The organism is Dyella sp. (assembly GCF_035685805.1).
GTDB lineage: Bacteria > Pseudomonadota > Gammaproteobacteria > Xanthomonadales > Rhodanobacteraceae > Dyella_A.
On record NZ_DASSAB010000030.1, the window covers coordinates 123,203 to 136,884 of the forward strand.

A 13,682-nucleotide genomic window follows, 5' to 3' on the forward strand; every position below is an offset into this window, starting at 1 on the left:
TGCCTCCCGCCGCGGCGCGGCTTACCGGGTCTGAACGCTGACGTCGTCGACCACGAACGAGGTCTGCAAGGTGCCGTCTTCCACACCGTAGAAGTTCAGCTGCACCGTCTGCCCCTTGTACGCGCCGAGGTCGAGCGTGCGCTGCACGTAGCCGTTCGACGCATTGGCATTGGAGTAGGTAGCCAGGGTGATGTACTTGCCGGTGGATGTGATCACCTGCACCTTCAGCGTGTCGTACGCCGTGCTGCCGGACTCGGCCGTATCGACGTGCAGGTAGAAGCTCAGCGTGGCCGAGGCGACGCCGGAGGGAATCGTCACGCTCTGGCGCACGTAGTCGGTATGGCTGCTGCCGTAGCCGTCGAGCCACGCCTTCCAGCTGCCGGCGTGCGCCGCTTCGCTGGTGTCGCTGGTGATCACGCCGCTGGTCTGGGTCCAGGAGGCGGTGCCGCTCTCGAAGCCGCCATTCTGGATCAGCTCCGCGGCTCCACCACCGCCACTGCCGTTGGACACGTTGAAGGCCACCGCGCTGCTGGTGCCCAGGTTCCCCGCCGCGTCATAGGCCTTGGCCACCAGGCTGTGCGAACTGTTCGCCAGCGTGGTCGAGTCGAGCGTGGCGCTGTAGGGGGCACTGCTGTCGCTAGCCTCGAGCACGCCATCGACGTAGAACTCGACCCGGCTCACGCCGACGTTGTCGCTGGCGTTGGCGAACAACGAGATCGTGCCACTGGTACCGGACTCGGATGCGCTCACCGTGGGCGCCGTGGTGTCGCCACCGCCACCGCCCCCGGAACCCTGCGTCACCCACACCGGCGCGGACCACAGGCGCAGGCCGTCGTCCTGGGTGATCTTGGCGTAATAGAAGTGGTCACCCGTGCTCGGCGTGGTGGTGGTGGTGCTGGTTTCGGACAGGCTGGCTACCGTGCCGTTGCTGCCTGGCACGCCCTCGAACACCTGCACGCGCTGCGCATTGTGGCCGGAGGTGCTGGCGTAGTTCACGGTGAGCGTCAGCGGACCGGAGTTGCCGAAGCGCTCGCCCATCACGTGGCCGTTGGCGGTGAGCACGATCTGCGCGGTCTTGTCCTCGGTGGCGAACACGCGGCGCGCGCGCAGCGCGTCGAGGAACGGGGTCAGTCCGAGCGACGTGCCGCTGGGCAGCAGCACGCCGGTGCGATTGGTGAAGCTGGCGCCCCAGTTGGCGCAATGGTTGTCCTGGTCCGAACTCGGCGCCACGTGGAAGCCACGCTCGAGGATCGTGTTGAACGCCGCCTCGTAGGTGCTGCGACTGCCTTCGGTCTCGGTGGTGTTGTGCGAGAACGCCGAACTGTTGAGCACCTCGGCAAGCACCATGACCTGGTCGCCATCGGCGGTGTAGCCGAAGTTGGTGCCGTTGACGGTGAACTGGCCGCTGGTGGAGGGATGGTTGAACTGGCCGATCCAGCCCTTGGTGCGCATCAGCGTGTACAGCGCGCCGTAATCGCCCTTGGCGATCTCGTAATCGCCGATCAGCTGGCCGGCGCTGTTCTTCTCCCACTCGATCAGGCCGTCGGCATTGAAGATGTTCATGTGTCCGCCGTTGCTGATCACTCCCCACTCCTGCCCGTAGAGCGCGAGGAAGCCGGTGTGCGCACCGCGGAAGCTCGCAGCCGCCTGCAAGCCGGAGGCGAACAGGTTGTGCGCGGTGGTCGGGCTGGCCGAGGTGTTGGTGCCGGTGGAGCCGTCGAACATGTGGTTGTGTTCGGAGGTCATCAGGAAATCGAGGCCGCGGTTGAGCGCGTACTGGTAGGCATCCGCCGGACCATAGGCTGCGCTCTGCGGGGCCTGCTCGCTGACGCAGGTGCTGAGGCTGCCGCCGCCGTCGCTGTGGTTGGTCTGGCTGTGCAGGTTGCCGTAGTAGATGGTGTACGGCAGGCTGCCGGCGCCAGTCAGCTGCGCCGTCGCCATCGCCTGTCCGGCACCGCTAGCGGCAACCGTGTCGTGGCGCGGCAACGCCCGGAAGCTGGGCAAGGCGGGCTTCGCTACGCTGCCCACGAGGACGTCATAGCGCTGCTCCGCGATCAGCTCCGGTGCGCGCGCCTGCGCCTGCGCCAGCGCCTGGCCCACCAGCCCGGTGCCGATGCGTGCGACGTTGGCATCGTCCAGGGCAATGGCGTGCAGGCGCACCGTGTAATAGCCCGGTGCCAGCGCCGAATGCTGCGGTCCGCGGCCGTCCCAGTGAATGCGGACCTGCGCACTGCGCGCCTGCAGCGTGGTGCCGCCGTTCCATCGCCGCAGCTCGTGGCCGTCCGCGCCGAGCAGTTCCACCTGCCATGCCACCGGCGTACCGGCAGCAGCGCCGGGGTAGTCGAAGTGCAGCACGATCGGACGCGCGCCCGCCGCCGTGAAAGGCACCTCCAGTGCCGCGTCGAACTCCTGGTGATCCGGCAGCACCGCCGCCCCCACAGCCGTGCTGAGCACGGCGCCGGCGAGCATCATGCCGCCGAGCACCGTCGATTTTTTCCAAGCCATTTTCGTATTACCCCTACGCCACAGTGAGAATTCCCCCGCGGGGTTATATGGCAGCCGCGGCTTACGCCGGTATGACCAAAGTTCCTAGCGGTGTCGCAAGGAATCACGATCGTTGACCCACGATCGCCGCGACGGGATATGTCCAGCAGCTAGACTTGGCGCCCCTTCCTGCGCGCTCCGGGCCATGCGCCGAATTGCCGTCGACCCGTTCACGCTGGCGCTGATCGTCACGCTGTTGCTGGCGTCTCTGGCGCCTTGCCGCGGCGGCATCGCCGCCGGCTTCGACCACCTCACCGACGTAGCGATCGCGCTGTTGTTTTTCCTGCACGGCGCCAGGCTGTCGCGTGCGGCGGTAATGCAGGGCGCCACCCACTGGCGCCTGCATGCCACCGTCCTGGCCGCCACCTTCGTGCTGTTTCCCCTGCTCGGCTGGCTGCTCCGGCCCTTGATGGGTGCGGTACTGACGACGCCGCTGATGCTTGGCGTGCTGTACGTCTGCACGCTGCCGTCCACCGTGCAGTCCTCGATTGCATTCACCTCGATGGCCGGCGGCAACGTGCCGGCCGCGGTGGTGAGCGCGTCGATGTCGAGCCTGCTCGGCACCGTGCTCACGCCGCTGCTGGTGGGCCTCACGCTGGCCGTACGCGGCGGCGACCACGGGTTTGCGTGGGGCGCAGTGGTGGATATCGTGCGCCTGCTGCTGGTGCCGTTCGCACTCGGGCACGCGCTGCGGCCGGTGATCGGTGGCTGGGCGGATCGCCACCGCGCGCTGCTGCGCTTCAGTGACCAGGGCACGATCCTGCTGGTGGTCTACACCGCGTTCAGCGCGGCCGTGGTGCAGGGCCTGTGGCGAAACACGCCGCCGCTGGCGCTGGCGGCGACGCTGGGCGTGGACGGCTTGCTGCTGACGCTGGCCATGCTGGCCACCTGGATGGGCGCGGGCGCGCTGGGTTTTGCGCGCGCCGATCGCATCACCATCTTCTTCTGCGGCTCCAAGAAAAGCCTGGCTACCGGCGTGCCGATGGCGAAGATCCTGTTCGCAACCCTGCCGGGCGGCCTGGGCGGCATCGTGCTGCCGCTGATGATCTTCCACCAGCTGCAGCTGATGGTGTGCGCGGTGATCGCGCGGCGCCTTACGCGGCGAGCTCCCATGGCCGATGCCGACAAGCATTGAGCGAGCGGGGCGCGCACTGTTGCCCGCTCGCCGACAACCTTGAGAACGTCATTCCCGCACAAGCGGGAATGACGTCCGGAAAGGGCCGAACACCCTCAGCGAAAGTACCGTTATCCGAACGCACGACCGTGCGCTACAGCCAGCGCCCGTAGCGGCGGATGTACAGGTGCTTCACCAGCTGGGTCAGCACGCAGTAGCTCGCCAGCGTGAGTGCCAGCCAGGCGAAATACAGCGGCGGCAGCGGCACCATGCCGATTTTCGCGCCCAGCGCGGTGAACGGCACCAGCAGGCCGAGCGCGATGATCGCCACGCTCAGCGCCAGCACCGGAGCGGTCGCGATGCTCTGCACGAACGGGATCCGCCGCGTGCGGATCATGTGCACCACCAGCGTCTGCGACAGCAGCCCCTCAATGAACCAGCCGCTGTGGAACAGCGACTGCTTCGCCACGCTGCTGGCGCCGAACACATGCCACAGCAGCCAGAACGTGGCGAGGTCGAAGATCGAGCTGACCGGGCCGATCCACACCATGAAGCGGCCGATGTCGCTGGCGTCCCACTGGCGCGGCTTGCGCAGGTATTCCTCGTCCATGCGGTCAAACGGGATCGCCAGCTGCGACACGTCGTACAGCAGGTTCTGCACCAGGATCTGCAGCGGCAGCAGCGGCAGGAACGGCAGGAACGCGCTGGCAATGAGCACGCTGAACACGTTGCCGAAGTTCGAGCTGGCGGTCATCTTGATGTACTTCATGATGTTGCCGAAGGTGATCCGTCCCTCGATCACGCCCTCCTCCAGCACCATCAGGTTCTTCTCCAGGAGGATGATGTCGGCCGACTCCTTGGCGATGTCGGTGGCGGTATCCACCGAGATGCCCACGTCGGCCTCGCGCAGCGCCGGCGCATCGTTGATGCCGTCGCCGAGGAAGCCCACGGTGTGACCCTGGCGCTGCAGCGAGATCACCACGCGCGCCTTCTGCAGCGGCGACATCTTGGCGAACACGGTGGTACGCGCCACCAGGGCATCGAGCGCGGCATCGTCGAGGGTTTCGATGTCGCGCCCCTGCGCCGAGTACGCCACGTCCAGCCCCACCTCGCGGCAGATCTTGCGCGTCACCGCTTCGTTGTCGCCGGTAATCACCTTCACCGCCACGCCGTGCTGGGCGAGCGCGCGGATCGCGGTGGCGGCCGAGTCCTTCGGCGGATCGAGGAAGGCCAGGCAGCCGACCGCGGTGAGCCCGGACTCGTCGGCCACGCCGTAGGCGCGAGCGCTGGCCGGCTGGGTGCGGATCGCCACCACCAGCACGCGCAGGCCGTCCTCGTTGAGATCATGGGTGATCGCCTTGATCGCGCGACGGCGCTCGTCGGTCATCGGCACAGTGGCTCCACCGACGCGCGCGTGCGCGCAGATCGCCAGCATCTCCTCCACCGCGCCCTTGCACACCAGCAGGTGCTCACCGCCGGCATCGCCCAGCACCACCGACATGCGCCGACGCTGGAAGTCGAACGGGATCTCGTCGACCAGCCGGTACAGCGCTGCGGCGGGCTCGAGGTCGCGATGGCCCAGCACCGCCTTGTCCAGCAGGTTCTTCAGCCCGGTCTGGAAGCGGCTGTTGAGGTAGCCGTATTCGAGCGCCTCGTCGGACTCCTCGCCATCGAGATCCAGATGCCGCTCCAGCACGATCTTGTCCAGCGTCAGCGTGCCGGTCTTGTCCGTGCACAGCACGTCCATTGCGCCGAAGTTCTGGATCGCGTTGAGCCGCTTCACCACCACCTTGCGCCGGGACATCGCCATGGCGCCCTTGCCGAGGTTGGCGGTGACGATCAGCGGCAGCATCTCCGGGGTCAGCCCGACCGCGACCGACAGCGCGAACAGGAACGCCTGCAGCCAGTCGTGCTTGTCGAACCCGTTGATCAGGAAAACGATCGGCACCATCACCGCCATGAAGCGGATCAGCAGCCAGCTGACCGAGTTCACGCCGCGATCGAAGCTGGTGGGCACGCGCTGGCCGGACAGGCTGCGCGCCAGCGAGCCGAGGTAGCTGCGGCTGCCGCTGGCCACCACCACGGCAGTGGCGGTGCCGCTGACCACGTTGGTGCCCATGTAGGCAATCGAACCCAGCTCCAGCGGGTTGGGCAGCTCGCCCCGCGGCAGATCGGCCGCGCTGGGCGTCGCCTTCTCCACCGGCAGCGATTCGCCGGTGAGGATCGCCTGGCTGATGAACAGATCCTTGGCGCTGAGCAGGCGCAGGTCCGCCGGCACCATGTCACCGGCACCCAGGTGCACGATATCGCCCACCACCAGCTCGCCCACCGGCACTTCGATGCGCTCGCTGTGGCCGTCCGAGGCGCGCCGCGTGACCGTGGCGGTATTGCGCACCATCGCCTTGAGCTTTTCCGCCGCCCGGGTGGAGCGGAATTCCTGGGTGAAGCTCAGCAGCACGCTGATCCCCACCATGGTGCCGACGATGATCGGCCCGGTCAGATCGCCGGCGTCGGTGAACAGCTGCACCCCGGCCAGCAGCACCAGCACCACGATGAACGGGTTCTTGAACGCGTGCAGCAGCTGTCGCGACCAGTGCGGCGGCTTCTCGTAGGACACTTCGTTGAAGCCGTCGCGTGCCAACCGCTGCTCGATCTGGCCCTGGTCCAGTCCGTCCGGGCTGCTGAGCACTGCCGCGAACAGTTCCTCGGGCGACTGCCAGGCGTGCGCCGTGGCCGCCGACGCGGCGCGCGGGGAGGCCTTGGCTGCTGCCCGGGCGGTGGCGTGCTGGAGAGCCTTGTTGATCATGATCCGCTTCCATCGACGATGACCGACCCGGGGCGACCGCGACGACGCAATCGCCCGTCCGGGCGGGGGGTTATTCCGGCTCTCTTGAAGATCGCGTTGGGCGCCGACGCGGCTGGAGACAGCGTGCGCCTGAACCCAGCGGGGCGCTTAACGACGGGCCGGCACGGCCGTGCGATCGGCCATGGCGATGTCAGCGGCGGCGATACCCTGCGTGACGTGCGGATCGGACTGGCGCGGCAGTGGCGCTGGCACCGTAGCGGTGTAGCGCGCGCACGCGGGCGCTTTGCGTCGCGCGCGGGTCGCGCGCAGGGCGTGCTGCCAGAGGGAAACGTGAAGGAGCTTCATGGGCCCATCTCCTCGATGCGGTGCCGTGGCACCGTCGGGAGTGGGCCGGGCTTTCCCTAGCGGAAAGCGCCGGCCGACCGCTGGCGGTCGCCGCAGGCGTTCGGTTTTTGATGCGTCGTCGGCACCCGATGCTGGCGGGTGTCGACGTTGCGACTAGGGTAGACGTCCATATGCCTTGGGTCGGTTCGGACAGAAGCCACCGCGGGCGCTCGGGCGCCGCAGGGCGCGCGCATTGTTCTGCCGTGCCGTGGGGTTGTCAATCGCATATGCGGGCTTCGCCGCGCGAAAGTTATTGCGCGAGCGGCGCGAGCACCATCACCGGCTGACTGCGCATCGGCGGGACCCGCCAAGGGTCCGCCAGCAGGAACGCGAAGGACCATCAGGTAGACGATGGAGTGCTTGAACACGCGCATGGGGAAGCAGTCGTCCGGCAGACAGGGCGGGCGCATGGCCTCATGTAAAAGCGCCGCGCCCGGCACCGGAAGCACCGTGCAGAACATCACCTGCCAGCGGGTGCTGGCCATGCCGCGCCTCGTCGGCAGCACCTGCGCACGCGAGAGTCGTGGCGACCGAAGATCATCCGTGTCTAGACGCGCGGCCGGGGTCCCGACGAAGACCATCTGCCCGCTGCAAGGCCAACGCCTGCGGCTCCCCGATGAAGGCGTTCCAGCCGGGCAGCGGCCGAATCGCTCCGGCGACGCCAGTGATGACGATGTTCCGGGCGTGGCACGCTCACCGAGGGGACGGATTGAGCAGCAGCGCCTGCGCCAGCACCGGGGCCGTGTCCGACAGCACCGCCACCATCACCTGCAGTGGGCGCCGGCCTGCCGGACCGAGCGCTGCAGCGCCCGCGTACTGCGGTCAGATCAGGCGGCGAAGGAATTGCCGCAAGCCACGCCAGACCACCAGCGGAATCTCGTGGCCGCCCTCGAACGGCAGCCACTGGACCTGGGCGCCACCCTCCAGCGCTGCATCGCGCAGGCCCTCGCCGGCGGTGAAGGCAAGTTCGGCATCGGCGTGTCCGTGGGCGATCAGCATGGGCAGCCCGGCCAGGCGAACCAACCGCGGCTGCCAGTCGGCAAAGGCGATGCGGGTGGAGGAAAGCAGCACCAGCGCGTCGGCGCGACCGCCATGCAGCACGTGGTCCATCGCCAGCATGCCGCCCTGCGAAAAACCCACCAGCACGCAGCGGCGCTCGGCGAACGGCGCGAGCAACCCGGCGAGCTGGCCGCGTGCATCGGCGCGGCCGGCCGGATCCATCGCGGATAGATCCATCGGGCCGTCGCTGATGCGCCGCATGCGCGCCTCTGCGTCCACCGGCCACCAGCTGCGGCCACGCGCGGTGGCAAGCGGTGCGTCGGGAAAGATGAAATACGCGGGCACGCCGAGCGAATGCGCAAAGGGCGCCAGATCCGCGCCGGACATGTCCCGTCCATGCAGCACCACCACCACGGTGGATGCGTCGGGATCACCGATCGCAGCGGCATGCAGTTCGCCCAGCGTGAGTGGGCGCTCGCGCATTGTCATGGCACGGGCATCGGCGCAAACAGTGACTTCATGGCCAGGAAGTGGCGCTCGTAGCCATGCCAGGAAAGCGCGCCCAGGCAGAAGGTCGCGGCGGTCGCCGCCACGGAATACAGCACCGCGGCGCCCAGCGTCGACGGCCCACCCAGCGCCGCCAGCAGCGGCAGTCCGACGAAGGCGTGCAGCGGCGCATAGAACACGTACATGCCGTAGCTGTAGCGGCCGCAGCGCCGCAGCGGCGCCCAGGCCAGCCATCTGGCCGGCCAGTGCCCATGGCGCAGCGCGCCGATCAGCAGCAGCGCGAAACCCAGGGCGATCACCGTATAGCCGATACCTTGCATCGTCGCGCCGGCACGATGCGTGTGGCCCGCGAGCAGGCCAACCAGCAACAGCGCCACGCCGGCTCCGGTCACGGCGGAGGCGCGCTGGCGCGCGATCCATGCGGCGGAGCGATCGCCACGCACGAACGCGGCGACCACCGCGCCGATGGCCAGTGCGTCCATCCGGCATGGCGTGAACATGTAGGCCGCCTCGTGGCCGATCGGCTCGCCCAGCCAATGACGCACGTAAAGACGGCTGCCAATCGCGATGCACACCAGCAGGCCGCTCCACGCGATCACGCCGCGGCGTCCCGCACGCTGCACCACGACCGGCCACAGCAGGTAGAACTGCTCCTCGACGCAGAGCGACCAGAAATGAGGAAAAGCCGGTTCGCCGTAACCGAACGGAGCTGCGAAGTTGGCCAGGTATGTCCATAGCCAGACCTGGTGCCCGCCCCCTATCGACCACCCCAGCCAGGGCAACACGACGAACGCCAGCAACAGGACGCCGTAATAGAGCGGAAAGATCCGCAATACGCGCCGCACGAAGAAGCTGCGGTAGTAGTGCGGCGCGTGCCGCGTGTCCAGCAGAACGCCGGTGATCAGGAATCCGGACAGCACAAAGAACAGTTGCACTCCGATCCAGCCGAGATCGAGCCCCACGTCGAGTGCGCGACTCAGCATGCCCACCGGCTGGATCACATCGAACCCGTGCAGCAGCACCAGCAGGATGGCCACTCCGCGCAGGCCGTCCAGTGCAGGCAGATGGCCGGGCGATTGCGTGGTGCCGCCAGCGCGCATTAGTGCTCGATGGCCTCGGTAATGGCGTCGAGCAGGATCGGATGGGTCCAGCGTGCCGTGAAGGTGTGGTCCGCGCCGTCGATGACGCGCGTGCGCAGGTGTCCGCTGGCAGCCAGCCGGCGGACCACGGCACCGCCCTCGTCCAGCAGCAGCTGCTGTCCCGGGTCGTCCGCGGCAAAAATGAAGCGCAGCGCGACACCGCGCTGCGCCAGGCCGGCCAGCTCGGTGCCCAGATCGTCGCGCAGCGGCCAATGTAGCCGGCGCGCCAGGTCGCGCAGCGGACGCGCTGCTGCGTGGCGCGCGCGGTGCAACACGATCTTCGCCACGCGAACGAGGTCAACGTCGCCTCGCAGCACCTTGCGCCAGGACGCGCCGCTGACCATGGACTTCTGGTAACGCTTTGCCTCGATGGCAACGCGGAAGCCGGCAAAATCCAGCGGCATGCCCGGCGTGTAGTGGAAGGTCAGCGGATTGATCGCAAGCACCGTCTCGACCGCGTGCCCGGCGATCGCGACCCGCAGTGCATGGTAGGCCCCCGCGCACAGCCCGGCGACGGCCACGCGCCCTGTCACGATGCGACGCACCCACGCCAGCGCAAGGCCGATGTCGTCCAGCGCGTGCGTGGAATAGACGACGTTCTCCTCCGCCCCCGGGCGCGCCGGGCTGTCGCCGATGCCGGAAATATCAAGCCGCATCACCAGGTAGCCTGCGGCGGCCAGGCGCCGTGCCAGCACCACGTGCAAGCGGTTGGGCCCAACCTGGCCAATCGCGCCGGCGTTCAACAGGATCACGGCCGAGCGCGGCGCCGCCACGGGCCGCGTCACCAGCGCCAGCAGACACTCATCGAGGCGAACTACCTCTTCACTGAGCGCCGCGCCTTCGCCCTGCCATGCGATCCGGCGTTGCAGCGACAACACGGGGCCGCGGTCACGGGGGACATTGGCCAGCGCTGGCCGCGCGGCGGCGAACCCCACCGCGGCGTCGACGATCGCCTGCGGCACGACGATGCGGTGCGGATCGAGCATCATCTCGACATACCCCGGCAGTCGCTGCTGACTGACCTCGCAGCCAAGGGCGGCGAGGTGGGTGGCCCAGGTATCGTTGCCCGGGAGGTCGTCGCGGTCGAGCAGCAAGACGGCGGGCGCGGGCGCCCGATCGAGCGCAAGCAGGTCGATCGCGGCGATGGCCTCGCGTGTCTGGGCGGTCAGCGCGAAGCCGGCCAGCTCCTGCGCATCGTCCGTCGCGTCAGCGGCGGCCGGTGCCGGCGTCAGCTGCATCGCCATCTGCAGCACGCGGCCCTCGCGCAGCCATGCTTTGCCGCGGGGCACGGCAGCGATCGCCACCAGCCCCGCGACGTCGTCGCGACGACGTGCCGCCAGCGTCGCCAACGAGACACCAAGACGTACGCCCACCAGCACCAGCCGCTCCGCTCCGGCGCCGCGTGCCAGCGCACACGCATCGTCGATGCTGGCCAGCCACGCATCGAGGCGGTCTGCATCGAGGTCATCGCCCATGCTGTTGCCGGTGCCGTCCAGGTCCACCCGCACGGCGACCAGCCCGGCGCACGCAGCTTGCACGGCAAGCACGCGCAGGCTGCGCTGGGCACAGATAGCCTCGTAACCGAACGGCGGCACGACTACCAGGCCGACGCCGTTCATCGGCGCGGCAGGTCGATGCAGCCAACCGAAGCGGGGTCGGTCCGGATCGGTACCGAAGAATCCCGGCTCGGCCAGAGCTGGCGGCTCCCGCGATTCGGCCCCGCCGTTGCTTACGCCGCTCATGGGATGCCGAAGCGAACTACCGCGTCCGCGTTGAGGGCGCTGACGCTGGCGCGGGCGGCAGATCGCGACGGCGATACCGCATGCAACCGCACGCTGCGGCTCTGGCCGGGCGCGAGGTGAAAGCCGTCGTCCTCGGCGCAGAAGCCGGGTACGTCGACCGTCACGGCCTGGGCGAACCGGCGCGTGCTGATCTCGAGCCGGCGTTCGTGCACGCTGTCGCCCGGCAATACGCTCGCGGCGAGGCCGACATCCGCCTCGCGGGTCGCGGGCAGACCGACGGGGAACCAGAACGCTTCGGCAACCTCGGCGGCACCCGTGCTGAGTACGGCATGCACGAGATCCGTCGCCGGCGGGCCGAAGCGATAGGCGAAGGAGAGATCCGTGAAGCCGTCGAACCAGTTCGCGGCGGCCAGCTCCCGGCTGCCGTGCGCCGGGACCTGCACCTCGACACTGGCACTGCCGACGGCAATCTCGCCCCCGCGGTAGAGGCTCAACCGGACGTGTGCGGCAAGCTCCGCGGGGCCGTCGTTGAACACGTGTACGGCCAATCCATTGACGCCTTCGTCGCTGAGCGCGATGGCCGTTGGCGCCAGCACGCGGCGCAGTGCATGGAAGCAAAGCTTGGGTGCGCCGTTCGCGTCGATCACGCCCCAGCCCGCGCCGGGCCAGAGATCGCGCAGGAACCAGATCAGTGCGCCACGGGTCGGGGAGCGTCCGCGGCGCCATTCGACCATGGCCTGTGCCATCACCTCGGCGGTGGCAGCGCGGCCCAATGCCAGATAGCGCTCGTGATCGAACACGCGCAAGGCCGCCGGATCGATCCCGAACAACGTGGCGACGTAGTGGTCGCGGACGTCGTCGAAGTCCCAACCGGCGCCCAGGTCACGTGGCGAACGCGCCTTCCACTCCGGATGGTGCACACGCAGCGACGGACCGCCCGGCAAGCCGCTCTCGTCGGGAATATTCGCGAACGCCAGGCATTCGGAGGCGAATACCAGCGCGCTGCGACGGGCATCGTCCAGCGGACGCAGGTACGCACCGACACCGTAGTAGGACGACGTGCCCGCATTGGCCGCATGGGGGAACGCACCACCGTGCGCGCTCGACGAAACGTAAGCCACGCCGGCGGCCTCGACGCGCGCGGCGATGATCTGGTGGAACAAGCGCGGCGACCACAGCTCGCGTGGAGCGGCACCCATCGCCGCCTGCTGCTCGCCCTCGCTGTTGCCGCAGACCAGCGCAAGGCAGGGCCGGCCCTGCAGCCGTGCCAGCTGTTGATCGACCTCTACCTGCACGCCGGCAACGAATGCTTCGTCTTCGGGGTAATCCATGTTGGCGAACATCAGGTCCTGCCACAGCAGCACGCCTTGCTCGTCGAGGGCGTCATGGAAAGCAGCCTCCTCGTAGACCATGGTGCCTCCGACGCGCAGCATGTTCATGCCAGCGCTGCAGGCCTGGGCAACCGCCTCGCACAGCGCCTGCGGCGTGGCCGCCAGCGTGACCACGTCCAGCGGGGTCCAGCAGGCGCCGCGGCAGAACACGTCGACGCCGTTGACGCGGATCGCAAAGTCGCCGTCGGTGCGGTCGATGTCGATCGTGCGAAAACCGGTGTGTCCCAGATCGATGCTCACCGTGCCGGCGGCGTCGCGGGCCTCGACCGTCACCTGATAGCGCACCGGATCGCCGTGCGTGTGGGGCCACCACAGGCGGACGTCATCCAGCACCGCCTCGCCGGTCCAGCGGCCTTCGTGCAGGCACAGCTCGGCGCTCGCTCGCTGGCCTTCGCCAGCGACGAGCAGGCGGGCAGCGATGACGCCGGCGTCGAGTTCGAGCGTCGCATGCACCACACCGCGGCTGCCTTCCACGCGACTGCGCACGTCCGCCTGCACCACTTCCAGCCGGCGCTGCTCGACCCATACCGGGCGCCACGGCCCCACGGCCGGGCACGGTGGCGACCAGCCCGGCGTGCGTCCCAGCAGGCTGGTGCGGAACCAGCGCAGCTGTGCGTGCGTCAGCATCGGCACTCGCCAGCGCGGGCGCGGGCGCTTCTTCGCCAGCTCCGGCGCCAGCGCGGCGCAGCGGATCAGCAGCTCGTGCGGACCATCATCGAGTTCCAGCGGCAGCTCGTGTGCCAGGAACATGCTTTCGCCATGCAGCACATGCGTGCCGTCGAGCCAGACGTCGGCCAGCGTGGCAAGGCCATCGAAGCCGAGCACGACGCGTCCGCTCGGCACACTTCCGGCGGGCATCCGCAGTCGCCACCACCAGTCGAGTGCATCGAAATCGATCCGGCTGTCCCATTGCCACGCCTGCAGATCGCGCAACGCGCCGGCAGCCGTATTGGGCGCAGTGGCAGGTTTCCACGCAAGCCCGGCGATCTGCCCGGGCATGGAGTCCGCAGGGGCCGACGCAAACTCCCAGCCTGCGTCGAGCCGAACGCGCCGGGT

At 68.7% G+C, this 13,682-nt stretch carries 7 protein-coding genes; 1 reads left to right on the forward strand and 6 read right to left on the reverse strand.

What is annotated here, in order from left to right; translation table 11 throughout:
• Positions 1-21: 21 nt before the first annotated feature.
• Positions 22-2,505, reverse strand: coding sequence for an Ig-like domain-containing protein (locus VFG40_RS06860; RefSeq protein ID WP_324896264.1), 2,484 nt, complete (start codon positions 2,503-2,505; stop codon positions 22-24).
• Between the two features lie 184 nt (positions 2,506-2,689).
• Here VFG40_RS06860 and VFG40_RS06865 point away from each other — a divergent pair, with 184 nt between their 5' ends.
• Positions 2,690-3,679 carry a bile acid:sodium symporter family protein gene (locus VFG40_RS06865; RefSeq protein ID WP_324896266.1) on the forward strand — a complete coding sequence of 330 codons (990 nt, stop codon included), beginning with the start codon at positions 2,690-2,692 and terminating at the stop codon, positions 3,677-3,679.
• Between the two features lie 133 nt (positions 3,680-3,812).
• Here the strand turns inward: VFG40_RS06865 and mgtA are convergent, their stop codons facing one another.
• The 5 genes from mgtA to VFG40_RS06890 all read right to left on the reverse strand — a co-directional run bounded on the left by mgtA (position 3,813) and on the right by VFG40_RS06890 (position 13,625).
• Positions 3,813-6,464 carry a magnesium-translocating P-type ATPase gene (gene mgtA, locus VFG40_RS06870; RefSeq protein WP_324896268.1) on the reverse strand — a complete coding sequence of 884 codons (2,652 nt, stop codon included), beginning with the start codon at positions 6,462-6,464 and terminating at the stop codon, positions 3,813-3,815.
• A 1,206-nt stretch (positions 6,465-7,670) separates the two neighbouring features.
• Positions 7,671-8,336, reverse strand: coding sequence for an alpha/beta hydrolase (locus VFG40_RS06875; RefSeq protein ID WP_324896271.1), 666 nt, complete (start codon positions 8,334-8,336; stop codon positions 7,671-7,673).
• Positions 8,333-9,454, reverse strand: coding sequence for an acyltransferase family protein (locus VFG40_RS06880; protein ID WP_324896273.1), 1,122 nt, complete (start codon positions 9,452-9,454; stop codon positions 8,333-8,335). The genes VFG40_RS06875 and VFG40_RS06880 overlap by 4 nt, the downstream gene beginning before the upstream one ends.
• A complete protein-coding gene (locus tag VFG40_RS06885) occupies positions 9,454-11,235 on the reverse strand; it encodes a hypothetical protein (protein ID WP_324896275.1) in 1,782 nt (593 codons plus the stop codon). The genes VFG40_RS06880 and VFG40_RS06885 overlap by 1 nt, the downstream gene beginning before the upstream one ends.
• The gene (locus VFG40_RS06890; RefSeq protein ID WP_324896277.1) at positions 11,232-13,625 is read right to left on the reverse strand and encodes a glycosyl hydrolase 2 galactose-binding domain-containing protein; all 2,394 of its coding nucleotides are present in this window, start codon (positions 13,623-13,625) and stop codon (positions 11,232-11,234) included. The genes VFG40_RS06885 and VFG40_RS06890 overlap by 4 nt, the downstream gene beginning before the upstream one ends.
• Positions 13,626-13,682: the final 57 nt, after the last annotated feature.